Annotated in this window: 23 protein-coding genes; 14 read left to right on the top strand and 9 right to left on the bottom strand. The window is 62.4% G+C overall.

The genetic code is table 11. The features are described 5' to 3' along the window. Positions 1 to 32: 32 nt before the first annotated feature. The gene (locus tag GH665_RS33415; RefSeq protein WP_153141370.1) at positions 33 to 1,145 is read right to left on the bottom strand and encodes an HAD family hydrolase; all 1,113 of its coding nucleotides are present in this window, start codon (positions 1,143 to 1,145) and stop codon (positions 33 to 35) included. A gap of 87 nt (positions 1,146 to 1,232) precedes the next feature. Next, positions 1,233 to 2,474, bottom strand: a complete 1,242-nt coding sequence (locus GH665_RS33410; protein ID WP_425496061.1) for a formylglycine-generating enzyme family protein — start codon at positions 2,472 to 2,474, stop codon at positions 1,233 to 1,235. Positions 2,475 to 2,773: 299 nt separating this feature from the next. On the opposite strand from GH665_RS33410, the gene GH665_RS33405 reads away from it, so the two are divergent. The 7 genes from GH665_RS33405 to GH665_RS33375 all read left to right on the top strand — a co-directional run bounded on the left by GH665_RS33405 (position 2,774) and on the right by GH665_RS33375 (position 10,269). Next, positions 2,774 to 3,733 (top strand): AAA family ATPase, encoded by a 960-nt coding sequence (locus GH665_RS33405; RefSeq protein WP_153141369.1) that lies wholly within the window; start codon positions 2,774 to 2,776, stop codon positions 3,731 to 3,733. 58 nt (positions 3,734 to 3,791) lie between these two features. Next, positions 3,792 to 4,772 (top strand): DUF58 domain-containing protein, encoded by a 981-nt coding sequence (locus GH665_RS33400; protein ID WP_153141368.1) that lies wholly within the window; start codon positions 3,792 to 3,794, stop codon positions 4,770 to 4,772. Continuing rightward, positions 4,769 to 5,299 (top strand): DUF4381 domain-containing protein, encoded by a 531-nt coding sequence (locus GH665_RS33395; protein WP_153141367.1) that lies wholly within the window; start codon positions 4,769 to 4,771, stop codon positions 5,297 to 5,299. The genes GH665_RS33400 and GH665_RS33395 overlap by 4 nt, the downstream gene beginning before the upstream one ends. Then, entirely contained in the window at positions 5,286 to 6,323 is a 1,038-nt protein-coding gene (locus tag GH665_RS33390) for a vWA domain-containing protein (protein WP_153141366.1), read from the top strand. The genes GH665_RS33395 and GH665_RS33390 overlap by 14 nt, the downstream gene beginning before the upstream one ends. After that, positions 6,313 to 7,905, top strand: coding sequence for a vWA domain-containing protein (locus GH665_RS33385; protein WP_153141365.1), 1,593 nt, complete (start codon positions 6,313 to 6,315; stop codon positions 7,903 to 7,905). The genes GH665_RS33390 and GH665_RS33385 overlap by 11 nt, the downstream gene beginning before the upstream one ends. After that, positions 7,902 to 9,251, top strand: a complete 1,350-nt coding sequence (locus GH665_RS33380; RefSeq protein ID WP_153141364.1) for a BatD family protein — start codon at positions 7,902 to 7,904, stop codon at positions 9,249 to 9,251. Before GH665_RS33385 ends, GH665_RS33380 begins: the two co-directional genes overlap by 4 nt. Positions 9,252 to 9,477: 226 nt before the next feature. Then, on the top strand, positions 9,478 to 10,269 hold the full coding sequence (locus tag GH665_RS33375; protein WP_153141363.1) for an MHYT domain-containing protein: 792 nt from the start codon (positions 9,478 to 9,480) through the stop codon (positions 10,267 to 10,269). Positions 10,270 to 10,284: 15 nt separating this feature from the next. On the opposite strand, the gene GH665_RS33370 is transcribed toward GH665_RS33375, so the two are convergent. Continuing rightward, positions 10,285 to 10,476, bottom strand: coding sequence for a hypothetical protein (locus GH665_RS33370; protein ID WP_153141362.1), 192 nt, complete (start codon positions 10,474 to 10,476; stop codon positions 10,285 to 10,287). Between the two features lie 133 nt (positions 10,477 to 10,609). Here GH665_RS33370 and GH665_RS33365 point away from each other — a divergent pair, with 133 nt between their 5' ends. Continuing rightward, on the top strand, positions 10,610 to 12,448 hold the full coding sequence (locus GH665_RS33365) for an ABC transporter transmembrane domain-containing protein (protein WP_153141361.1): 1,839 nt from the start codon (positions 10,610 to 10,612) through the stop codon (positions 12,446 to 12,448). Between the two features lie 49 nt (positions 12,449 to 12,497). Here the strand turns inward: GH665_RS33365 and GH665_RS33360 are convergent, their stop codons facing one another. The 3 genes from GH665_RS33360 to GH665_RS33350 all read right to left on the bottom strand — a co-directional run bounded on the left by GH665_RS33360 (position 12,498) and on the right by GH665_RS33350 (position 16,264). After that, the gene (locus GH665_RS33360) at positions 12,498 to 13,808 is read right to left on the bottom strand and encodes an MFS transporter (RefSeq protein WP_408327878.1); all 1,311 of its coding nucleotides are present in this window, start codon (positions 13,806 to 13,808) and stop codon (positions 12,498 to 12,500) included. A 52-nt stretch (positions 13,809 to 13,860) separates the two neighbouring features. Next, positions 13,861 to 15,417, bottom strand: a complete 1,557-nt coding sequence (locus tag GH665_RS33355) for an amidase (RefSeq protein ID WP_153141359.1) — start codon at positions 15,415 to 15,417, stop codon at positions 13,861 to 13,863. Positions 15,418 to 15,568: 151 nt separating this feature from the next. Then, complete coding sequence (locus GH665_RS33350; protein ID WP_153141358.1) at positions 15,569 to 16,264, bottom strand: GntR family transcriptional regulator; 696 nt, start codon at positions 16,262 to 16,264, stop codon at positions 15,569 to 15,571. Between the two features lie 335 nt (positions 16,265 to 16,599). Here GH665_RS33350 and GH665_RS33345 point away from each other — a divergent pair, with 335 nt between their 5' ends. Beyond that, a complete protein-coding gene (locus GH665_RS33345; RefSeq protein ID WP_153141357.1) occupies positions 16,600 to 18,150 on the top strand; it encodes a hypothetical protein in 1,551 nt (516 codons plus the stop codon). Positions 18,151 to 18,238: 88 nt separating this feature from the next. Here the strand turns inward: GH665_RS33345 and GH665_RS33340 are convergent, their stop codons facing one another. Genes GH665_RS33340 through GH665_RS33330 form a run of 3 tightly spaced genes read right to left on the bottom strand, consistent with a single transcriptional unit; the run spans position 18,239 to position 19,189 of the window. Further along, positions 18,239 to 18,517: a 2Fe-2S iron-sulfur cluster-binding protein gene (locus tag GH665_RS33340; protein ID WP_153141356.1), complete on the bottom strand. Its 279-nt coding sequence runs from the start codon at positions 18,515 to 18,517 to the stop codon at positions 18,239 to 18,241. A 49-nt stretch (positions 18,518 to 18,566) separates the two neighbouring features. After that, positions 18,567 to 18,887, bottom strand: coding sequence for a hypothetical protein (locus GH665_RS33335; protein ID WP_246216446.1), 321 nt, complete (start codon positions 18,885 to 18,887; stop codon positions 18,567 to 18,569). Then, entirely contained in the window at positions 18,884 to 19,189 is a 306-nt protein-coding gene (locus GH665_RS33330) for a 2Fe-2S iron-sulfur cluster-binding protein (RefSeq protein ID WP_153141355.1), read from the bottom strand. The genes GH665_RS33335 and GH665_RS33330 overlap by 4 nt, the downstream gene beginning before the upstream one ends. Positions 19,190 to 19,555: 366 nt before the next feature. Between GH665_RS33330 and GH665_RS33325 the strand changes: the two genes are divergently transcribed. From GH665_RS33325 to GH665_RS33305, 5 genes are all read left to right on the top strand, one after another. After that, entirely contained in the window at positions 19,556 to 20,287 is a 732-nt protein-coding gene (locus tag GH665_RS33325; protein ID WP_153141354.1) for an iron-containing redox enzyme family protein, read from the top strand. A 107-nt stretch (positions 20,288 to 20,394) separates the two neighbouring features. Then, positions 20,395 to 21,855, top strand: a complete 1,461-nt coding sequence (locus GH665_RS33320; protein ID WP_153141353.1) for an aldehyde dehydrogenase family protein — start codon at positions 20,395 to 20,397, stop codon at positions 21,853 to 21,855. Positions 21,856 to 21,888: 33 nt separating this feature from the next. Continuing rightward, positions 21,889 to 22,368, top strand: coding sequence for a GlcG/HbpS family heme-binding protein (locus GH665_RS33315; RefSeq protein WP_153141352.1), 480 nt, complete (start codon positions 21,889 to 21,891; stop codon positions 22,366 to 22,368). 45 nt (positions 22,369 to 22,413) lie between these two features. Then, on the top strand, positions 22,414 to 23,427 hold the full coding sequence (locus tag GH665_RS33310) for a 2Fe-2S iron-sulfur cluster-binding protein (protein ID WP_153141351.1): 1,014 nt from the start codon (positions 22,414 to 22,416) through the stop codon (positions 23,425 to 23,427). A gap of 42 nt (positions 23,428 to 23,469) precedes the next feature. Next, on the top strand, positions 23,470 to 24,414 hold the full coding sequence (locus tag GH665_RS33305; RefSeq protein WP_153141350.1) for an ornithine cyclodeaminase family protein: 945 nt from the start codon (positions 23,470 to 23,472) through the stop codon (positions 24,412 to 24,414). Positions 24,415 to 24,422: the final 8 nt, after the last annotated feature.

The raw sequence follows: 24,422 nt of genomic DNA, 5'->3' as shown, positions 1-24,422 counted from the left end.
GCTCGCGCTCTCTCGCGTCCTCAAGCGTGTGTCTATTGCTTCGGCGCGGGATAGATGGTTTTCCAGTCGTCCTTCATGCTGACCACGGTCCAGCCGTCGGCAATCGCTTCGTCCCAGGCCTTGTCGAGCTTGCCGATCTTCGATGTGCGGTCGTACGCGAATTCGCGCACGGCGTCGTCGTGATGCACCAGCAGCGCGAGGTGCGGGCCGCTGCCGGACGCGGTGTACTGCAGCATCTGCAGATCGCCGTCCGAGTTGCCGAATGCGAGAATGGGCTTGCGGCCGATATTTCGATAGATGCCGACCGGCTTGCCGGGACCGTCGTCGACGAAATCGATTTTCGGCTGACGCACCAGCGTGCCCTGACCGTCACGCAGCTGGTATTGCACGACCTGGCTCGAACCGATCACCTGATCGGGCGGAATGCCGTACGCCTTCTCGACCCACGGCCGCATGAATTCGATCGTGCCGCCCGACACGATGAAGGTCTTGAAGCCGTTGGCGCGCAGATAGGCGAGCAACTCGAGTTGCGGCTGATAGACGAGGTCGGTGTAGGGGCGGTTGAATTTCGGATGCCGGGCGCTGGCCAGCCAGTCGCGGATGGTCTTGTCGTACTCGTCCACGGTCATGCCGCTATTGGCGAGCGCGACCAGTTGCAGCACCTGCTTCTGCTGGCTCGCGAGCGCGGCGTAGTCTTTGGCGACCAGTGCCTTGAAGGCCGGATTGTTCTTCCATTCGGGATGCTTCGGCGCTGCGGCTGTCACCTGCTCGAGCATGAAGGCGAACTGGAAATATAGCGGCTGCTCGCTCCAGAGCGTGCCGTCGTTGTCGAACACGGCGATGCGCCTGTCGGGCGGCACATAGTTTGGCGAACCTTCACGGGTGACGTCGGCGACGAACTTCTGGATGGTCTGCCGGGCCGCTCCGTCGCGCCACGATGGCAGCGCGGCGCTCGAATTGACGGCCGGCGGCGCTGCGTTTGTACTGCCGGGCGTCGTGCAGCCGGCGGTACCTAGCGCGACGCCGAGTGTGAGCAGGGCAACGCCGAACGCCGACCTGAGCGTCGATCTGAACACCGACCTGAACACCGGGCGGATGGTGTCCCTCGCGGATTGCGTCCACCTCGATTGATAGTTCGACTGCATCCGACCTCCATTCCGTTTGCACGATTTCACGACCCGCGAGCGATAGCCCGCGGGGGAAACGCGACCAACTCAAAGGGGCAGTGCGTTCTAGCTTCCGTCCGCGCCTACTGCGCGGGCCGACGCTTGATGTGCAAGCGGTTGCTTCCAGGTGTCTTCGTCCATCACCAGACGAAAACCGAGATGCGACATGCTGTTGTAGGGGTCGGTGCCGCGCCGGGCGCTCGGACGGTAGCTCAGGCAATAGGTTTCATTACAAAGGAACGAGCCGCCGCGTGTCACGCGCTTGGGGGCGTTCACGGGCACGCCCTGATCGGCTGGGTCCCATGAGTCACGCGGGCCGGCCGGGTTGTCGATTGTGCTGGTGCTCACTGCTTCACGCCGGAACTGATCGGCGCGATACCAGTCGGCCACCCACTGCCAGGCGTTGCCAGTCATGTCGGAGAGTCCATAACCGTTCGCCGGGAAGGTGCCGACCGGACTCGTGCCGAGCGCACCGCCCGCCTTGGGGCTGACCACCGGGAATGCCTGCACCTGCTGGCCTTGCCAGACGTTGGCCATCTGCTTGCCGTCCGGCGCGAACTGATTGCCCCAGGCGTACGTGGCCTGTTCGAGTCCGCCGCGCGCGGCGAACTCCCATTCGGCTTCAGTGGGCAGGCGTTTGCCGACCCATTTTGCATAGGCCTGCGCGTCTTCGTAGGAAACCTGAACAACTGGATGATCGTCTTTGCCGGTGATATTGCTATCCGGTCCGGTGGGATGACGCCAGTTCGCGCCAGGCACATAGCGCCACCATTGCGAATAGTCTTCGAGCGGCACCGGATGATTCGTGCCGACGAAGACCATGGCCCCCGCAACCATGGCGCTATCAGGCGGACGTGGCGTGCCGGGCGGCAATTGCACCTTTAAGGTGTCCCAATCGGGCTTCTTCTCGGCGGTCGTGATGTAGCCGGTCGCTTCAACGAATCTCCGGAATTCGGCGTTCGTGACGTGATGACGGTCCATCCAGAAACCATGCACGCGTACCTTGTGCGCGGGACGCTCGTTGGGTTGTGCCTGCTTTGAATCGCTGCCCATCAGGAACTGTCCGCCGGGAACCCAGGCCATGCCGAGCGGACCATGCGCTCCGTCGCCATAGACGACTTGCGCATGAGGTTGATTGTGCGAAGTGACTGCCCAACTGACTGCCGCGCCGACGCATGCAGGAAGCATGACGAGAAGGCTGCCCCACAGGAGTAGTTTGCGATAGCGCGTAGCACGCACCGGGTTCGCGGCAGGCGTGCCTGTAGAGCGGGCAGCCGTTACCGTGCCTCGTTTTCCTGAACTCATCATCCCTTCTCTCTCAGGTGAAGCTGCTGGCCCTTTATCAAACGCGGCCAGTTCTCATTGGCACTGAAGAAATTTAGCGATACGGAATAACGAATGGCGCCGGCAAGCGATGCGCCGGATGAAGCTTAACAAAACGTAAGAAGCAGGCTAGCAATTTTTCAAACACATTTCACGCTTTTTTTTTTGTAGACGCGAAACTTTGACGGAATAGCGCTCGTGCATTACCGTGTTTGACGGCGAGTATTGATACCCAGGGACACTCAGGTTGTTCCACCATCAAAAGAGCGGGGAAATCGAGAGCCATGCGCGAAACTGTCTTGCGCTTTGAATCGAGCGTCAATGAAGCCGTAGTGGGTCAGCAAGCGGTGGTCCGCCAGGTATTGATCGCACTGCTGGCCGACGGCCACGTGTTGCTCGAGAGCCTGCCTGGACTTGCCAAAACGCGTACCGTCAAGGCGATTGCCACACGGCTCGCGGCCACCATGAGCCGCATTCAGTTCACTCCCGACCTGTTGCCGTCCGACATCACCGGCGCTGAGACGCTGCTGCAAAGCGGCACGGAGCGCACGCTGAGCTTTCAGCCCGGCCCGATCTTCGGCAATCTGATTCTTGCGGATGAAATTAACCGGGCGCCGGCAAAGGTTCAATCCGCATTACTTGAGGCAATGGAGGAGAGGCAGATATCGGTGGCGGGGAAAACCCATCGGATGGCGGATCTGTTTCTTGTAATGGCCACACAGAATCCGATTGAACAGGAAGGCACTTATCCATTGCCTGAAGCGCAAATGGACCGGTTTCTTTTTAAGGTGCTGATTACATATCCGTCGCCACAAAGTGAGACCGATATGTTGCGCTTGCTTCGGCGCGAGAGCGGTAACGCTGCCGAGGTGCCCAATGTTCTCGCACAGGATGTCATTTTTGCGGTGCGTGAGGAAATCAGGCAGATCGCAGTTGCGCCGGCGATCGACGACTACATTGTGTCGCTCGTCAATGCCACGCGGCATGCCGGCGAGCTCGACGCCGACCTGGGCAAGTGGATCGAAATCGGTGCGAGCCCGCGCGGGTCGATCGGCCTCGACCGCGCGAGCCGCGTGCAGGCCTGGCTGCAGGATCGCAAATTCGTCACGCCCGACGACGTGCGCGCCGTTATTCATCCGGTATTGCGGCATCGGCTGATTCTGTCTTATGACGCCAATGCCGAGAACGTCAGCGCCGACGCCGTGGTCGACCGGCTGATCGAAAAGGTTGCCGTGCCGGCCTGACACATGGCGCATAGTGCATGGCGCAACAAGCAGCGTCGCATCGACGCGAGGAATCGCCGTGGTCTCGAGGTCCGAATCTGCAAACGCTGCAACGTCAGCCGATGGCCGTGTGTATGTCGACGCCGCACATCTGGCGAAGCTCCAGTTTCATGCGCGCGGGCTGAGCTTTATCGCGCCTGCGCCGGTATCGAGCGTGCTGTCGGGCAGTCACGCGTCGCGTTTGCGTGGGCGTGGGCTCAATTTCGAGGAGATTCGCGCCTACCTGCCCGGTGACGATATCCGTCACATTGACTGGAAGGTCTCGTTGCGTCTCGGCAAGCCGCAGATTCGCGCCTATACCGAAGAGCGTGACCGGCCGCTGCTGGTGGTCGTGGATCAGCGCATGAGCATGTTCTTTGGGTCGCGCCGCGCGTTCAAGTCGGTAGTGGCCGCTGAAGTGGCCGCGCTTGCCGTGTGGATGGGTTTCACGGCCGGCGACCGGGTTGGCGGCGTGCTGTTCAACGATAGCCGGATCGTACGGGTGAAGCCGCTGCGCAGCCACAGCCGGATCAACGTTCTGTTCGGTGCGCTTGCCGCGATGAATCGCGCGCTGCATGCCGATAGCGAAGCGCGTACCGATTACGCTCAACTGAATGCGGCGCTCGAAGGGGTGCTTCAGTTAGCCGGTCACGACTACCTGATTTGCATCGTCAGCGATTTTGCCGGCGCGAACGAACGCACGCAGCGGCTGTTGCGGCAACTGTCGGTGCACAACGACGTCGTCGCGGCAATGATCTTCGATCCCTTATGGCAGCGTATGCCCGAACATCGCGCGCTGGTGGTCAGCGAAGGGCGTCTGCAGGTGGAACTGCGTATCGAGCAGGAGCGGATCCGCGCGCCGCTGTCGAGCCTGTTCAATGGCCGCACCGCCGAAGTGGCAGAGTTGCTGCGCTCAAGCGGTGTGCCGCTGATGGCTCTCTCGACGGCGGAGCCGACGGTCGACCAGGTGCGGCGCCTGTTCGGCCAGCGCGCGCGACCGGCTACGGGAAGCGGTCTATGAGCGGCACGTCACTTGTTCCACCTGATTCGTCAGGACAACTCAAGCCGCTGCAGGAACTGCCGCTGCCGGAAACGGTGTCGTATGCACCGCATACCATCGGCTGGGTGTTCATTGCCGTCCTGCTGCTGGCGGCATTAGGCGTGGCGCTCTGGTTTGGCTGGCGCCGTCGCGAGAAACAACGCTACCGGCGAGTCGCACTCAGCGAGCTGGCGAGCATCGAAGCCCGTCTCGCATCCCCCCACGCGGATCGCGAACAGCGCGCGAACGCGCTTGCCGCGATACCGCGCCTGATCAAACGGACCGCGCTCGCAGTCGCGCCACGCGAGCAGGTCGCCGCGCTGACCGGTGGCGAATGGCTGGTGTTTTTGCAACGCACGCACGGCCGCTTCGACGCCGGCAGTGGCGCGCTGCTCGAACTGGCGAGCTATGCGCCGCCTGACGTGGTTGCTGGAATCTCCGACGGCGATGCGGCAGCGCTGATCGGCCATACACGCGACTGGATCGAACGTCATCATGTGGAAATTTGATTTCCCGTGGCTGTTCGCACTGCTGCCGCTGCCTCTTTTCGTGTGGTGGCTGGTGCCGGCGTACCGTACCCGTGCTTCCGCGGTGCGCGTGCCGTTTTTTCATGAAATGGCGCAGGCGGCCGGCGAAAAACCTGCACCCGGCGGCGTGCGGCTGCGCCGCAACGGGTTGCAGCGTCTACTCATGCCGCTGCTGTGGGGCTTGCTGGTGATCGCCGCAGCCAAACCCGTTTATGTCGAAGCGCCGATCGTGCGCGAAGAACCCGCGCGCGATCTGATGCTTGCCATCGACCTGTCAGGCTCGATGGCGACGCGCGATTTCGTCGATGCCACCGGCGCCCGGATGGACCGGTTCACTGCGGTCAAGCGCGTGGTGGCCGATTTCATCGCGAAGCGCAAGGGCGATCGTCTCGGCCTTGTCGTGTTCGGCGACGCGGCCTATCCGCAAGCCCCGCTCACGCTCGATCACGCCGCCGTGCAGATTCTGCTCGACCAGATGCAGATCGGCATGGCGGGACCGCGTACCGCCATCGGCGATGCAATCGGCCTGACGGTCAAGCTGATGGAGAACTCGCCGGCGCCGGAGAAGGTGTTGATCCTGTTGACCGACGGCAACGATACCAGCAGCGCGATTCCTCCCGAGAGAGCCGCCGCGATAGCCAGGGATCATAAATTAGTGATCCATACCATTGGAATTGGCGACCCCGATACGACTGGCGAAGACAAGGTCGATCTCGATGCACTCGCACGGATTTCCAATGTTACCGGCGGCCGTGCGTTTCGCGCGCTTGGCCGGCAGCAGGATCTGGCCGACGTCTACGCCACGCTCGACAAACTCACGCCTGAGAAAGTGAAGCGCGAAATTTACCGGCCGCAGCGCGATTTCTACTGGGTGCCGGCTGCTCTGGCGGTGGCGATTTTCGCGCTGTATCACGTGCTGGCGCTGCTGATTGCGATGCTGCGCGCACCCCGTCGCGAGCAGCCGCCGGAACGCGCGAGCCTGCCGGAGGTCCGTCGTGGAAATTGATCTGACGGCCTTTCATTTTGTGCGGCCGGGATGGTTGCTGCTACTGATTCCCGCCGTGCTGCTGCCGCTCGTCTGGTTCCGCCGCAATAGCGTGCGGGCGCGCTGGCGCAACATTATCGATCCGGTGCTGCTGGAACATCTGATCGTCGGCGATACGAAGCGCCGCGCGATTCAGCCGGTTCACACGCTGGGTCTGCTGCTGGGCATCGGCGCACTTGCGGCAGCGGGGCCAACCTGGCAGCAGGAGCGTCCGCCGTTCAATCAGGACAAGGCGCCACTCGTCGTCGTACTTGAACTGGCACATTCGATGGACGCAACCGATGTCGCGCCCACGCGGCTCGAGCGTGCGAAACAGAAAGTGCTCGATCTCGCGAGGGCGCGCAAAGGCGCGCGCACCGGTCTGGTGGTGTTCGCCTCGACGGGCCATCTCGTTGTGCCGCCCACCGAGGACCCGGCCATGCTCGACCTCTATGTACCGGCGCTGTCGCCTTCGCTGATGCCGCACGACGGCAAGAACGCGACAGCCGGACTCGACGCGGCCGAGCGGCTTCTGGCGAGCGATCCCACGGCGGGCACGATCGTCTTCATGAGCGACGGCTTCGATACGAACCAGACCGACGCATTCGTGCAGAAGGCCAGAACGCTGCGCCATCAACTGCTATGGCTTGCGGTCGGCACGGCAAATGGTGGCCCGATACGGGGTCCCGACGGCATGATCGCGATGGACCCCGAAGGCCACCCGCTGATGGGCACCTTCGATGCCGACGCGATCCGCAAAGTCGCGGACGAGGCCGGCATTCCGCTCGCCAGCATGCGCGTGGATGATGACGACGTGGTGTGGGTCCAGCATCGCGCGCAGGCCTATCTCGCACAAGTGGAGGAGTCGAAGATCGTGCCGCGCTGGAAGGAAACGGGCTACTGGCTCGTCGTTCCGTTGCTGCTGCTCGCGCTGTGGAGTTTCCGGCGCGGCTGGAGCGTCAAGTGGCTTCCGGTCGTGCTGATCTCGCTCGCCTTCAGCGCGCTTCCCCGTGACGCCGAGGCTGCCGGATGGCGTTGGATCGATCTGTTCGCGACGCACGATCAGCAGGGCCGCTGGAATTTCGAGCATGGCGACTACAAGGCTGCAGCTCAACGCTTCGACGATCCGATGTGGAAAGGGCGCGCGCAATATCTCGCGGGCGACTATGCCGGCGCCCTCGAGAGTTTTTCGCGTCTGAAGACACCGCAAGCCTATTTCTACATGGGCAATACGCTCGCGCATCTCGACGATTACGCCGCCGCCATCAAGGCCTATGACAACGCCTTGAAGCTTCAGCCCACACTGCGTGAGGCCGCGGCTAATCGCACGTTCCTGCAGCGCCTGCTCGCAAAAGACGAACAGGATGAGATGGACCCCGAGGAGGACCCGCCCGATCAGGTGCAGACCGACAAGAAGAAAGGGCGCGGCACGTCGACGGTGATCGAGGGGGCGCCGCGTCCGAGCGAAGAGGTCTGGATGCGCAATCTGAATACCTCACCTGCGGTTTTTCTGCAGCAGCGCTTTGAGGCCGAATCCGATGCAAAGGGAGCGGGCACGCCATGACAGCGGTTTTCCGGCAGCTTCTGCGTGGCATTGTGTGGCTCGGCGTGGTTTGCGCTTTAACCTCGGCCTTTGCCGATCCCGCGCCACGGACCATGGTGCGTGCGCATCTCGAACCGGCCGGCCCGGTGGTCGCGGGCAGCGAGGTCAAGCTGGTCGTCGATCTGCTGACGACCGGCTGGTTTACCGAGGCGCCGAACTGGCCGCTCTTCACTGTCGCCGATGCAATCGTCAGTCTGCCGGACGAACAGGCCGACAACCTTTCCGAAGACATTGGCGGCGTGCGCTGGTTCGGCGTGAGCCGCGCCTATCGCATTGCGCCTCAGGCGGGCAAGACCTATGACATCCCGCCGTTCGCGATTACCGTCTACCCGGGCGGCATGAGCACCCCGGTACAGCTCATGACGCCCGCGCTGAAACTCGTGGCGACCTTGCCGCCGGGTGCTGAAGGCATGAGCGTGTTCTTTCCGGCCACGAAGCTCACGGCCACGCAGAAAATCGAACCGTCGACGCAGCAGCTGCGAGTAGGCGACTCGATCACGCGAACTATTACGCAAAGCGCGGCGGCCACCGAGTCGATGCTGATTCCACCCGTCAGTCTGGGCGAGGTCGACGGATTGAAGCGTTACGCGAAATCTCCCACCACTCGCAACATCGTGCAGGACCGGGTTGGGCTGGTCGCGGGTGAGCGAACCGACAGCGTGACCTACATTGCCGATCACAGCGGCCGGTTCAAACTGCCGCCCGTCACAATCGAATGGTGGAACACGAAGACGCAAAAGAAAGAGACGATCGAGTTGCCGGGGGTGACGTTTTCTGCGTCCAGCGCGCACGAGAAACCCATCTTCGAGATCCCCGCCGATGTGATGAGCCAGGGTCTGTCGCATCGGATCATTGTGATTCACAGCGGGCAGCTGATCGCGGGCTGCGCCATTGCGCTGGGTCTGTTCCTGGTGGTGTGGGCACGTGGGCGCATCGCGCTGTTCCTGCGGCGCGCAAAGCAGCGGTTAAGCGACGCGCGGCAGCAATGGATCGGGAGCGACGCTGCAGCATGGCGCAAGTTGTGCACAGTGGCTCGCAAGGGCGAATGGCGGCAAGCGATTCCGGCCTTGTATCGCTGGATGGATCGAAGTGGGGACTTCGGCCAGCCGGCGCGGCTGGAAAACCTTCCTCGCGCCGATAACCCGAAAATCGCAGCGCTGGCTGACGCGGTGACCGTGCATTATGCCGGCGGTGTTGCGCGCGGATTTCGCTGGAAGGAGACCGAATCGGCACTGCGGCGCATCTGGAAAGAGAGAAAGTTTCAGCAGCGTGAAAAGAGGCCGCTTCCGCCACTCAACGAGTATTAGATTGAGAAATAGAAATGCATCTCGAACGATTGTGCTCACGAGAGCGTACGAGGCGCGTTTAGAATACGCCAGCTACCGGGGTGATCCGGTCGCGCAAAGAGATTCAGAATGAATTCATATCGCATAGGCCAGTGCGATTCATAGAGAGCAGTTGTTCGTCGGCGGGCAAGCCGCGCGAGGCTGTTGATAACCGGTAATCGAGCTTTCATCAAGGAGCCGCCGACCCATGCAAAGTCACTACAATCTGGGGTTAGTCGTCGTTTCTCTCATCGTCGCGACGCTAGCTTCCTTCACCGCCATTGATCTTGCCGACCGGCTTTCCCTGCTGACTTACGCTCGCGCCCGCCACATATGGCTGGCGGCCGGCGCGTTGGTGATGGGCATCGGCATCTGGTCAATGCACTTCATCGGGATGCTGTCGTTTTCTCTAAGCATTCCGATTGGCTACGACTTCGCTATCACCTGTTATTCGCTCGTTATCGCCGTACTCATCTCCGGTTTTGCGTTGCATGTCGTCACGCAGGAACGTCTGAAGCTGTCCCATCTGCTCGTGGGCGGAGTCTTGATGGGCTTTGGAATCGCCGGCATGCATTACATGGGAATGGCCGCGATGTTGATGAACCCGGCGATTAGTTACGAGCCGGGTATTTTCATTGCATCGATTGTCATTGCAATCGCAGCTTCTACCGCGGCGCTGTGGGTCGCACACACGCTGCGCCACGGCGACCAGCACCATGTGATGCGCAAGCGCGTTGCGGCGGCCTGTGTCATGGGCGCGGCGATCGCAGGGATGCATTACACGGGGATGGCCGCGGCGAATTTCCCGGTTGGATCGGTTTGCGGTGCGGCGAACGGCGTCAAGCCTGAATGGCTCGCGGCGGCCGTCATTCCGTTTACGTTCGCGATTCTGCTTGTGACGTTGCTGCTTTCCCGTCTCGATGCCCGAGCCGAGTTTCTCGCCAACTCGGTTGCCCGGCTCAATGAGCAGATCGATCGCTTGCGGGGCCCGATACCTTGAGCGGGCGGCCGCGTTCTAGCGGCGCCCGCTGCGGCCCCACACGTAGCGCACCCAACGCTGCCACCGGCTGCGCTGCGGCGCGATAGCGTGGTGCGAGGCCTGCTCTTCGCGGTCCCGTTCAACGCTTTTCTGCACCTGTTGGTGAATCTGGCGCAGCGTCATGCCACCTGGGCCTTTCAGTTTGTCGGGATCGGTGTCGTCTGTCATGGCCATGGCCTCGTGCGGATGAGTCGACTCGATCTTGATACAGATGGATAGTCGCGGCAAGCACGTTAGAGCCGCCTTCAAACCCGCAGGACTGGCACAATCTGGGTGACCTCCGATTCGCTTGGGAATCTTCATGCCAGATGCTGTGCCGTCCTCACCGCCTTCACCGTCTTCGCCAGCCTCGCGGCGTATCGGCCCTTTGTTCGCGTTGTTTCCCTTCCTGCGGCCCTATGCCGGCCGCTGGGCGCTCGCGTTTCTTGCGCTGGTGACCTCGGCGGGCGCCACGCTGGTGTTGCCGGTAGCTTTCAAATACCTGATCGATCGCGGCTTCGCGAGCGGCGAGCGGGCGCACATCGATCGCTATTTCTTCGCGCTCTTCGTCGTTTCGCTGGTACTTGCCGGCGCCACCGCGGCACGTTTTTATCTCGTGTCATGGCTGGGCGAGCGGGTTACGGCGGACTTGCGGCGTGCAGTCTATAACCACGTGCTGGGGATGAGTCCGCAGTTCTTCGAGACCACGCAGACCGGCGAGGTGCTGTCACGACTCACCGCGGACACCACCTTGATCCAGACGGTGGTGGGCACCAGCCTGTCGATGGGGCTGCGCAACTTCTTTCTGCTGAGCGGCGGCCTGACGATGCTGGCGGTGACGAGCCCGGTGCTATCCGGCTACATCATCGCGACGCTGATCGTGGTGGTCGCGCCTATCGTGATCTTCGGCCGGCGCGTGCGGCGGCTTTCGCGCGCGAGCCAGGACAAGATCGCGAACACGAGCGCGCTGGCGGGCGAGGTGCTCAATGCCATGCCGACCGTGCAGTCCTATACGCAGGAGCCCTTCGAGACACGGCGTTTTGCCGGCGCGGTGGAGGCGGCCTTTGAGACCGCGCTCACGCGCATTCGGGCACGCGCGTGGCTGACCGCCGTGGTGATCGTGCTGGTGTTCACCGCCATCGTGTTCGTGCTGTGGCTCGGGGCGCAGGCCGTGCTGGCCGGGCGCATGACGGCGGGCCAGTTGTCCCAGTTCATTCTCTATGCGGTGTTTACGGCCGGCGCCGTGGGAGCGGTCGCCGAGGTATGGGGCGATCTGCAGCGCGCCGCCGGCGCCACCGAGCGCCTGCTGCAACTGCTGGCGGCGCGCTCGCCGGTGCAGGAGGCCGGGACCACGGTTGCGCTGCCGGCGCGAGGCGAGGGCATTCGCTTCGACAACGTCAGTTTCTCGTACCCGTCGCGTCCTGGCATTGCCGCGCTTTCCGCACTGTCTCTCGATGTTCGTCCGGGTGAGCATGTCGCCCTGGTCGGGCCGTCCGGGGCCGGCAAGACGACGTTGTTTCAACTGCTGTTGCGCTTTTACGATCCGCAGTCCGGCAGCATTCTGATCAACGGCGTCGCGACGCGTGACGTGCCGCTCGTCGAATTGCGGAAAGAAATCGGCGTGGTGCTACAGGAATCGGTGATCTTTTCAGGGAGCGTGCTCGACAACATCCGCTACGGCGCGCCGGATGCCACCTTGGCGCAAGTGCAGCGGGCTGCCGATATGGCCGCCGCGGCCGGCTTTATCGAAGAATTGCCGCAAGGCTACGATACTTTTCTCGGCGAGCGTGGCGTGCGACTGTCGGGTGGACAGCGCCAACGCATTGCGATCGCTCGCGCGATCCTGAAGAATCCGCCCATCCTGCTGCTCGACGAAGCAACCAGCGCGCTCGATGCCGCCAGCGAACGGCTGGTACAAAAGGCCCTCGACAATGCCGCGCAGAACCGCACCACGCTGGTCATCGCGCACCGTCTCGCGACCGTGCAGCAGGCTGACCGCATTGTCGTGCTGGAACAAGGCCGTATCGTCGCGCAGGGGCGGCACGCCGAGCTTTTGCTGAGTTCGCCGCTTTATGCCCAGCTTGCGGCCCTGCAGTTCGGCGAGCCGGCGGGGCTGGCTGCACAGCGGGGCGCGGTGGGCGATCCGGTTGGGTCGGCTTGAAGAGCGTGAAGAGGCGAACGCGACGGCTAGTGGGTCAGCCACAACGGCGCTACCGACCCGCTTCGCGGTGCGGTGAAAGCGAGGTTACCGTCATGTTCACGGGCTCCACAGCGTCAGCTGCGACATCGTCAAGCCGGATGCCGTTCGTTTCCGGCAACAGCCACGCGGCGATGATCACGCAGAGATAACCCACTCCTGCCACCAGGGGGATGGACCATCCTAGCGACAGGTGCCCCGTGCTTAACCATCCCACACCGAACGGGAAAACCGAACCGATCACGCGCCCTACGTTGTAGGCCACTCCGTAGCCGGTGGCGCGGATTTCATTCGGATAGGTTTCCGAAATGGTTGCGGCGATTCCGGAGAAGGTCCCTTGCATCAGCACGCCAAGCAGGAATCCCAGCAGCAGCATCACCGTACTGGAGGCCGGTATCGCCATGTAGGCGAGGCCCATCGTAAACGCGCCCGCCGCGAAGATCATGTACGTCAGCCGCCGGCCGATACGGTCCGACGAGTAAGCCCCCAGCACATAGCCGACAAACGAGCCGAGAATCATCACGGTCAAATAGGTGCCGGTGCCGAAGATCGACAGACCGCGCTCGGATTTCAGATAGGTCGGCATCCACGTCGCGATCGCGTAATAGCCGCCTAGCATGCCGCCTGAGAGCAGGCTGCAGAGCACAGTCTTGCCGAGCAGCGGACCGGCAAAAACGCGGCGTAGTCCAGCCGACATCGCCGGTGTGCCGCGCTGTTCGAGGGTACGCGCGAACGAATCCGGTTCTTGCAGATTGCGCCGCAAATAGATCACCAGCAAAGCCGGCAGCACGCCGATAAAGAAGCAGCTGCGCCACGCCCATTGCGCAGGCAGCCACGAAAACGTCGCGCTGTAGACGAGCGCGGCAGCGGCCCATCCAAACGAATAGCTGCTGGCCGTAAAACCGGAATATTTCCCCCGATGCGCCGGATTCCTGATCATCTCCGTGACCAGCACCATGCAGAGTGACGATTCACCGCCGAATCCCAGGCCTTGCACCATGCGCAATACAGTGAGTTGAACCGGTGAATTGGCGAAGCCGCACGCAAAGCACGCAAGCGCAAAGAGCGCGATGGTCCAGCGCAGGATCCGAACGCGTCCATAACGATCGGCGAGCAACCCGGCACCGATGGCGCCGACCAGCGATGCGATCAGCGTGTACGTGACGATGCCGCCGGCCACCGCCTTGTTCATATGCCATGTCGTGACAAGGACCGGGATGAGAAACGAGTAGATCATGAAGTCATACACATCGACGGCATGACCCATGAACGCGCCGGCAAAAGCTTTCTTTTCGTTGCCCGATAGTGATTCGAACCAGACCATGATGGATGAACTCCGTAGCGAACTAATTCAGTGATGGCAGCCGGGATTGGGGTCAGGCGAGGGCGCTGCGCAACTCAGGCGGTGCGAATGCGTAGCCGGCGCCTTCGAGCAGCGCCGCAACGCGCAGCGAACGCAAGTCGTGGTAGAGCGGGGCAACGATCTGGACGCCGATGGGCAGTCCGTCGGCAGTAGTCCCGGCCGGCACGACGGTCGACGGTAATCCGCACAGGCCGGAGTGACCCGCCCAGAACAGTTGCGTCGTCATTGGCTGAGCCCGGCCGTTGACGTTCAAGGTGCGCTGCCACGGTGGGCCCGCCTCGTCGAGAGGAAACGCGGCGGTGGCGGCAACCGGGCAAAGCAGGACATCGATATCGCTGAACAACTGCTGCCATGCTTCACAGAACGTCTCACGCAGCGCTTGCAGGTTCAACCATTCCCGGTGGCGCAGCGCGGTGCCGACGTACTGCAGTCCTGCATAACGCGGGTCGTCGGCTGAAACTGTTTCGCTAGCAGCGAGCGCGGCGGCGAAGGCGCCGTCGTCCAGGTAATGGGACGTCGAGGCGCGCAGAAGCAGGATGTAGGTACGCAGCAACTGGGCCGCGTCCAGCGCCGGGCGCGCGTCCCAGATCACGGTGGCGCCGGCTTGCTCCAGTTGCTTGCCCAACTCGACGATGCAACGCTCGACCGGCCCGTCGACCTCGGCGAGCGGGTGATTGGCGAGCACGCCAAAGCGGAACGCGCGCAATTCGGCCTGCTCGCAAGCGGGCAGCGTCAGACGAATGGCGCTGGCCGCTGCCCCCGCCGGACCTGCAATCGTGTTCAGCACGAGTTCGAGATCCCGCGCCGAACGCGCGAGGGGGCCGCCCACGTTGATGTCGGGCACGGCCATGCCGCCGCCTAGGCCATGGCCTTTCAGCGAGACGATGCCGTGCGTGCTTTTGTGGGAGAAGACCCCGCAAAAATGGGCCGGATTTCTGATCGACGATCCGATGTCGGAGCCGACGTCGAAAAATGACATGCCGGCACACACGGCTGCCGCGCTGCCGCCGGAAGACCCGCCTGGCGTCCTCGTCGGATCGCGCGGATTGCGCGTCGTTCCGTACACGTCGTTGTAGCTCTGCCAGTCGCGCAGGTAAATCGGCACGTTGGTTTTGCCGAGCAGCACTGCGCCGGCATCGAGCAGGCGCTTGACCACGTCGGAATGGGTGCTCGCCACGTTGCCGCGATGAGCCGGATCGCCCAGTGTGGTCGGCCATCCGCTGACGTCGAACGACTCTTTGATCGTGAAGGGGATACCGTGCAGCGGACTGCGCAATTGCCCGGCGCGGCGTTCGCGATCACGATCCCGGGCCGCGGCGTAGCCGGCCTCGAAGTCGGACACGACGATTGCATTCAGGCGCGCATTGTCAGCCTGGAAGGCCGCTTCACACGAAGCGGCCAGCGTTACAGCATCCACCTCGTCGTTGGCCATTGCTTCGACCGCCTGGCAAAGCGTCGCGTAGCGGTAAGGATTGGGGTTGCCGCGCGGCGCTGAAGCTGGCGCGGGCGGCAGGGGACTGGCTGAGATGGAGCCGATGGGGCAATCCGGCTGCAGTATGGTCGGTGTCATGGGACCTGCGGACAAAAGTTTGGTGTTGGTATTCTGTATACCGTTAATCGCCAAATTTAGTCTGTCAAGTCCCTGTCAGCCAGAAAGCCGGCAATGAAAGGAAAGTGCGCGCGGCGCCGGGCGCCGCGCGCATTAACACAGCATGGGACGCCTAGCGCGCGTTCCTGTCGAGATAGTGCTGGGCGGCGCGCATGACGTGCCGCTCAGCGAGCAATGCCGACAGGGTCGCGTCGCCAAACTGAACCGCGCGCAGGATCGCCGCATGTTCGTCCCACGTCAGCCGGACCTCTTCGTCGCTCGGTTTGATGAACAGGACGCGGGTGCGGTCGCGCAGCGAACGCATCAGATCGGCCAGAATCATATTCGCCCCCGCGGCGTAGAGCAGGTCGTGAAAGCGTGCGTTCAATTCCAGCAGGCCGGCGGTTTCACCCGCGTCTGCCTTGGCCTTGCCCTCGGTGAGCACTTCCTCGATCTTCTGGATCAGTTCCGGCGTACGGTGTTCGGCCGCAAGCCGGGCGTTGAGCCCTTCGAGAGTGGCGCGGATCTGGATCATTTCGCGCGCGTCGGATGGTTTGAGCGATGCCACGACCGCGCCGTGCCGCGGCCGAACCTCGACGAGTCCTTCGGAGGCCAGCGCGCGCAGCGCTTCGCGCACAGGCACGCGCGACACCTCGAGCTCTTCGGCCAGGCGTCCTTCAACCAGCCGCTCGCCAGGCGCATAGGCGCCGGACAGGATTGCTTCGCGCAGCCGTGCCACAACGAGCTGTGACAACTGCTTGTGCATGATGGGCGCGCCGGAAGGCTCGTGCGCTCCGGCCACTGCGGACATCTCCGCTTCGGTATTCATAGGGGTCTCCAACGGTCTTGCTGGTGGCGATGTCGTGCCACAAATTCTACCTCAGCGCCGACCGGGGAATACTGTAGACCTTATACCTTCTTGATCCTCATGCGCTTTGCCGGCACGGCGATTGAGCTACCCCGAGCGGATTGGAAATGCGTAAGAATTTACTCGCTATTTTTGTATACATTGTACTTTCAACAATCAATGAATAGAGTTCGTCCGGGTAAACGCCGTGCTCATCGCCGTTGCTCTTACTCAGTACAGTACATAGTATACCAACGAGTCTCTCAAACCTTTCAACAATCTGCTCACGCCAGCCGCTCGCGCTATCAGGAGAAGTAATGGAATCTCACGTCGTCCTTACCTCGGCGCATTGGGTCTATCTGTGCGGGGTTGTCGCCATCATTGCGACCCTCGTGTTCAGGGCCAATGTCGTCGCGCCCGCCATCCTCGCCACCTTTGCGACGGTGCTGGCCTTTTCCGGACACGTGTCCGCCGCGTTGGAGGCGGTCTTCTTCGCGCCGCTCACCGCCGCCCGGGAGCTCTTCAATATCTTCCTCGTGATCTCGTTGATGACGGCGTTACTCAATGCGCTCAAGCGGATCAACGCCGACATCAAGATGGTTCAGCCATTCCGGGCCGTCATGGTCAATGGGCACGTTGGCTTCTTCGTGCTGGGTTTCGTCAGCTATATCCTGTCGCTGTTCTTCTGGCCTACGCCCGCAGTGCCGCTGATCGCGGGCATCCTGTTGCCGGCGGCCATTTACGCGGGCGTGCCGCCGCTTGGCGCGGCGCTGTGCATCGGCATCGCTGGGCTCGGCACGGCACTGTCTTCGGACTATGTGATCAAGGTCGCTCCGGGCATCAGCGCGAAGGCCGCAGCGGTTGCGATGCCGGCGGTTGCCGATAAGGCGCTGTTGCTTTCGCTGATTACCGGTGGCGTCGCGTTTCTGATCGCATACCTCAAGATCCGCAAACAGATCCAGACACCTGACGCGCGGCATCTGGAACGCTGGGAAGCAACCCAGGTCACGGCCAATTCGGTGGTCGTGGTGGCTGCGCCGAGCCGCGCGCGCATTCGGCGCGGCAAGTTGCAACATGCCTCCGTGGGCGACGGTGGTCAGTCAGGAATCCAGACGACTTCGCGTATGGGCATGACGGCGCGCGATCTGCTCACGCCCACTCAGGAATGGTGGTCGAAGTGCTTTGCGATCGTCATTCCGGTCTCCTTCCTCGCGATCGTGGCCTATATGGTGTTGCCGCATGTCATACCCGGCTTCAAGGGTGCGAGCGGAGCGGCAGCGGCGGCGCTGGTCGGTGGCGTGTCGGCGTTGCTGATGGTGGCTGTCGCCGCCGCGCGCGATTATCGATCGATCTGCCGCAGTACCGCCGAGCACGTCACGGAAGGTTTTGTTTTCTCGTTTCGAGCGATGAGTTCGGTGCTGCCGATCGCTGGGTTCTTCTTCATCGGCGTCGCAGGCACGGCAGCACCGATTCTCGGCTTACCGGCTGGCACGGCGGCGCCCGGCCTGCTTGCCGATCTGGTGAAGGCGGGCGAGGTCTACATCCCGCACAACGCATTTTTTGTCTCGTACGGGATTCTCCTTGCCGGGATGGTCACGGGTATCGACGGTTCGGGGTTCGCAGGCTTGCCGTTGACGGGCGCGTTGGCCGGTGCGTTGGGCCGTACGGTGGGTTTCGATGTGTCGACGCTGGCGGCGATCGGTCAGATGGGATCGGTGTGGACGGGCAAGACGCTCACTGCGTGGTCCGCGCTTGCCGCGGTGGCGAGCTTCGCGCGGGTGCCGGTGTTGCAGGCCGTGCGTCATCTGCTGGTGCCGGTGGTGGCGGGATTGCTGATTTCAACGCTGGTCGCAATCGTGATCTGGTAGCGGACCGGGCGTCGATCGCGCCGCGCTGGCGGCGCCGAAAGTCCTGCGCGCCGGCGACCGGTGCACAGGACTATTCGTTAAGGAGGTTTTACCAGGACACGCTGATATCGCCATTGACGAACGTCTGGCAGGCCATGCGGTAACCATTCTCGATTTCCGCTTCGCTGAGATGACGTTTTTCCTTGTCCTTGACGCTGTCGGTGTGCTCGATACCGCTTTCGATCCTGCATTTGCAGGTGCCGCACAGACCGCCGCCGCATTTGAACGGAATACCGCCTTTTTCGCGTAAAGACACGCGCAGCAGATTGCTATCGGGCGGCGCGTTGACCGACTTGTTGTCGTTGCTGAGGAAAGTGATCTGGATCATTCGGAGACCTGTGTTTCGTTTGCTGTGCGGAACCGGGGCGGCGCCGCTGTTACCGCCGAATCAGCTGCGCTTCGGCGTTGCCGTGGCCCGCGAGATGCTGCAGTGCTTTGAGTGCGGCATCGCGCGTCGCGAATTTTTCAAGGAATCTGGTTGGAACAAGATTGACGACGGGCGGCTCGGTTTCGTCGATCACCTTGATCTTTGTCTCCGCGCTCAGCGCGGCGATCACGTGGGTCGCAATATGCCGTCCACAGTAGACATAGTCATAGGTGTCGAGTGTCACGATGTTTTCTACCGCTTCGCTCCGGTATTGGCCTGGCTTACTGGTCAGGATGACGTACATGCTGGTTGCCCCGGCGTGTTGGTTCATGCTGCTTCGAGATCGCCCTGCACGAGTTCGATGTCGTGCTCGATCCAGAGTTGGCACGCAAGTCGATAGCCTTGTGCCAGCCGTTCGCCCAACTGCTTCTTCTCTTTCCAGTTGGGGGGCGGCAGATGCTCCGCGCCTCCAAGCACGAGACAGGCGCACTTCGAGCACTTGCCCATTCCACATTCGTAACGCAGATGCGGATAAGGGAATTGCTTGATGCCGGCGCGGACGACAAGGTTGGTGTTCTCCTTGACCTCGCCCCGATGAACCTCGCCGTTCCGGTGAAATACGACTATTGGCATGACGCTCTCTCCATGAATCACTGACCGGCGGTGCGCTCGATGCATCGAAAACATTCGCCAGTGCCGATTGTAGTTGAATGATTGGGATATAGTATACCGAAATTGCTTGGCGGCACACTGCGACCAAAGCAAAGGATGAGAGTCCTGTTGCCTTGCAGGTTCTCTGCATGCCGTATGGAGCAGGGCTGAGCCAGGTTTGTTTGACCCGATCGACGGATGGCGCGTACATCGGGTGCTACTCAGTCAAAATAAAACGGTATACAGTATCCATATGCGGCGCTAAACTTAATCCACAAATTTCCCGTGCCCGACGGCATCCGGGCCTTCGTCCGCAAACCTTTGTTTCCTATCTGTCAGGAGCTTGAAATGGCTGAATTGATGAACCGTGATGAATTCCGCACCGCACTCGAGGAGGCCATCAAAGGCAAGAGTGCAAACAAGGCGCCGTTCAGCATCGCGTGGGCGAGCGGCAAGCTGAGCCGTGCCCATCTCGCGCGATGGGCCGAAAATCACTATCACTACGTCGGCCCCTTTGCTGACTACCTGGCCTACATCTACGCGCGCACGCCGGACCACCTCACCGAGGCGAAGGATTTCCTGCTTGCCAACATGTACGAAGAGGAGATTGGCGGGGACCGTCATACCGATCTGCTGATCCGCTTTGCCGAGGCGTGCGGCACGACGCGCGAACGCGTGGTCGACCCGGACAACATGTCGCCGACCACGCGCGGTTTGCAGGCATGGTGCTATTCCGTGGCAATGCGTGAAGATCCGATCGTCGCGGTGGCGGCGCTGGTGGTCGGGCTCGAATCGCAGGTGCCGTCGATCTATCGCAAGCAGACACCCACGCTGCGTGAGAAGTATCACTTCACGGACGAAGAGGTGGAGTTCTTCGATCTGCACATTGTGTCGGACGAGATTCACGGTGAGCGCGGTTACCAGATCGTGCTCGAACAGGCGAATACGCCCGAGTTGCAGCAGCGCTGCCTGAAGATCTGCGAGATCGGTGCGCAGATGCGTCTGCTCTACACCACCGCGCTCTATTACGACTACGTCGAACAGGATCTGGCGCTGCCGGAACTCGCGCTGGCGAGCTGAGCGTACTGCGGCGCAGGCATCACGTTCTTGCACCGCTTTTCTGTAAGCACCCGTTGCGGCAGTGCGATCGCCTGATCGCCGTCGCAGCATCCGTACAGGTATCCGTCATGAGCAATCCGGCAACATCCGAGTTCAGGAATCACATCGCGGGCGAATGGACCGCGAGCCTCAGTGGCCGCACGTTTGCTAACGTGAATCCCGCCGACACGCGCGACATTGTCGGCCGCTTTCAGGCATCGACGCTCGACGATGCCAACGCGGCGCTCGCTGCGGCTTCGGGCGCTTTTGCAGCCTGGCGGCGCACGCCGGTCGTGCAGCGCGCGAAGGTCCTGACTGGCGCGGCAGCATGGCTGGAACACCATGCAGACGTGTTCGCAGAAGAACTCACCCGCGAGGAGGGCAAGCCGCTCGCGCAGAGCAAGGACGAGATTCTTCGCTCCGCGCAGGTGCTGCGCTTCTATGCAGTGGAGGGGCAGTCGTTTTCCGGCGAGACCTTCCCGAGCGACGACCCCGACATGACCGTTCATACGCAGCGCGAACCACTCGGCGTGGTGACAGTCATTACACCGTGGAATTTCCCGATCTCGATTCCGGCACGCAAGATCGCGCCGGCTCTGATTGCGGGCAACACGGTGATCTTCAAGCCTTCGTCCGATGCGCCGCTGATCGGCTACCGGCTCACCGAAGCGCTGGTGCAGGCGGGCATTCCCGCTGGCGTGCTCAACTACATCACGGGGCGCGCATCGGAAATCGGCGCGGCGCTGACCGAAGCGCCGGTTGTGCGGGCGGTGTCGTTTACCGGTTCCACCGCGGCGGGCGAACAGATTCACCGTGCGGTGCCGCTCACCACGCGCACCCAGATGGAGCTGGGCGGCAAGAACCCGCTCATCGTGATGGACGACGCCGATCTGGACCGCGCGGTCGATCTCACGATCAAGGGCGGCTTCTCGCTGACGGGTCAGGCATGCACCGGCACGAGTCGCGTGCTCGTGATGCAGAACGTGCGCGAGGCATTCACCGACAAGTTACTGGCCAAGGTGAAGCAACTCAAGATCGGCAGCGGCCGCACACCGGGCATGGACCTCGGTCCGCTGGCAACGCAGAAGCAACTCGACACCGTGCTGGCCTACATCGCGTCGGGCAAGGCGGAAGCCACGCATCTATACGGTGGCGAGCGCCTTGGCGGGCCGGAATATGACCACGGTTATTACGTGACACCCGCGATCTTCACGGACGTCACTCAGCAGATGCGCATTTGCCGCGAGGAAATCTTCGGGCCGGTCATCGCGATTGTGACGGTGACCAGTTATGAAGACGCGATTGCCAAGGCGAACGACACCGAATACGGCTTGTCGGCGGCGATTGCCACAGCCAATCCGCGCCATATGCACCGTTTCGCCGAAGACATCGAGGCGGGCACCGTAAAAATCAACCGCACCACCACGGGCAATGCAATCAACGCGCCATTCGGCGGCCTGAAGCGTTCGAGCACATCGACTTTTCGCGAATCGGGCCGTGGCGGGCTGGAGTTTTATACGCAGATCAAGACGGTGTATCGGGGCATCTGACCGATACCGTTTCGTTATACAGAGGACATCACAATGAAACAGGTATTTCGACTGGAACTGGCCGAGGCACGCGAGATGATTCGTGCCGCGATCGCTCGGGCGCAGCAGATCAATGTGCTCGAATCGATTTGCGTCGTTGACGACGGCGGTTATCCGCTGGTGCTCGAGCGGATGGACGGCGCCCGCATCACCGGGCCGCAGATCGCCTGGAACAAGGCGTTCACAGCCGCCGGTCATAAACGTTCCACTCATCTTTTCACCACGCCGCCCAACGGCCCGGCATTGCCGGGGAACGAAGCATTCGGCATCCAGTGGAGTTTCGAGGGCAAATTTGCCGCCTTTGTCGGCGGCTTTCCGGTCGTTGTCGACGGCCAGGTGATCGGTGGCATCGGACTTAGCGGCGGCAACGGCGAGCAGGACACCCAGTGTGGGGTCGCCGCCTTGCAGGCGCTGCACGAACTGCTTTCGGCACAGGGCCATAGCGTGCTGGTGGAAGCCGACATCAAGAAGTGAGCCGACGGCCCGTCGTCCGGATGATCTCGTCATGAGGTAGCGTTCATGTCTTATCAGATTCAGGTACTCGAAACGGGCGCGTGCTTCGCAGCGGAGCACGACGAGTCGCTGCTGAGCGCCGCACTGCGCGCGAACGTGGCGCTTGCCCACGATTGTCAGTTCGGCGGTTGCGGCACGTGCCGCATCAAGGTGCTGGGCGGCACGCTCGACTACGAAGAGTTTCCACTCGGCCTCACGCCGGAGGAGGCCGACGCGGGGTTTGCGCTCGCCTGCCAGGCGAGGCCGCGCAGCGACATGGTGATCGGTGCGGGTCACGGTGGAGCTCCGGCTTCGGAGCCCGCGCGGCACGCGGCCCGCATCAGCGGAATACGCGCGCTGAGCCGCGATGTCACCCATCTCACGTTGATGCTGCCCGCCGAGGCCGCGCTTCGGTATCGCCCGGGCCAGTACATGAACGTGCTGCTCGAAGATGGCAGCGGCCGGAGTTTCTCGATGGCATCGGCGGCCGAAGGCGGGCAGATCGATTTTCACGTGCGCAAGATTCCCGGCGGCCACTTTACCGATCGTGTGATCGCCGGGCTCAAGGTTGGCGACAGCCTCGAGGTGGAACTGCCGCTGGGCACGTTCCGCCTTCACGCGGAAGACTACCGGCCTCTGCTGATGGTGGCGACCGGCACCGGTCTTGCGCCGCTCAAAGCCATGCTCGAATCGTTGATGGACGATCCCGATTGCCCGCCTGTGAGCTTGTATTGGGGCGGGCGCACGTCGGCCGATCTCTATTTTCATGATGAGATCGCCCAATGGGCGCAGCGCCTCTACGAGTTCCGCTATGTGCCCGTGCTGTCGCGGGCGGATGAGCGCTGGGCGGGCCGGCGCGGCTATGTGCAGCACGCAGTGTGTGACGATTACGCCGATCTGTCGGAGCACGCGGCGTATCTGTGCGGCTCGCCGGCCATGATCGCCGATGCGAAACGGGCGTTCATCTCGCAGGGCGCGAGCATCGATCATCTGTATGCGGATAGTTTTACTTTCCAGCACGCCCCGGCAACCGTCGAATAACAACCTGACGCGTGCCGCACCGGCATCAAGGAGACCTTATTCATGATTCATTTGAGCGATGCGCAGATCGACGAGCTGGTCCATTTCGATGAGGCCATTCCTGCGCTCGAGGAGGCCTTCCGCGCATTGGCGCAACGTCGCGCGGCAGTTCAGCGCCGTGTGCGCACGGAGGCGGGCGCAGTGAAACTGTCGACGCTCGGCGCCGTATTGCCGGATGCCGGTGTGACGGGAGCGAAGGTGTACACGACGATCAACGGGCGCTTCAGCTTTTCGATCGTGCTGTTCTCGACCCTGGACGGCAGTCTGCTCGCCACCCTGGATGCCAATGCGCTCACTCGCATCAGAACGGCGGCCACGACGGTCATCGCGGTTCGCGCGTTGGCGCGCGCCGATGCGCGAACGGTGGCGCTGTATGGAACGGGGGTGCAGGGACAGGCTCATGCTCAGGCGCTTGCCGAACATACAGGCTTGTGCTCGTTCAGGATTGTCGGACTCGAAGGCGTGGAGGCGCTGTGCGACCGGTTAAACAGCCGTTACGGAGCGCGCGGTATCGAAGCGATACCTGCCGACGCGGCGAACGCCGTGCGCGGCGCCGATGTGATCGTGACCGCGACCCGTGCAACCGGTGCCTTGTTCGACGGCGCAGCGCTCGCGTCCGGCACGCTGATCGCGGCGATCGGCTCGAGCCTGCCGACCACACGCGAACTCGACGACGCGACGCTTTCGCGCGCGGCTCGCATCGTTGTCGAGTTGCGCGAACAGGCAAGGGAAGAGGCCGGGGATCTGGTGCAGGCCGTGGCGGGCACTTTCGACTGGAGCGAGGTCGTCGAACTGGGCGATGTGCTCGACGTGAGGGCGGCGGGGCGCGTCCACGCACACGACATCATCGTCTACAAGGCGGTCGGCATCGGCTTGCAGGACATCGCACTTGCCGGACTCGCCTATCGGAAGCATGTTGCGCGACACGCGGCAGAGCGTTGCGCGTGAGCGCCAGT

It is taken from the genome of Paraburkholderia agricolaris, from assembly GCF_009455635.1.
GTDB lineage: Bacteria > Pseudomonadota > Gammaproteobacteria > Burkholderiales > Burkholderiaceae > Paraburkholderia > Paraburkholderia agricolaris.
This window is presented reverse-complemented; position numbering and strand designations above follow the sequence as displayed.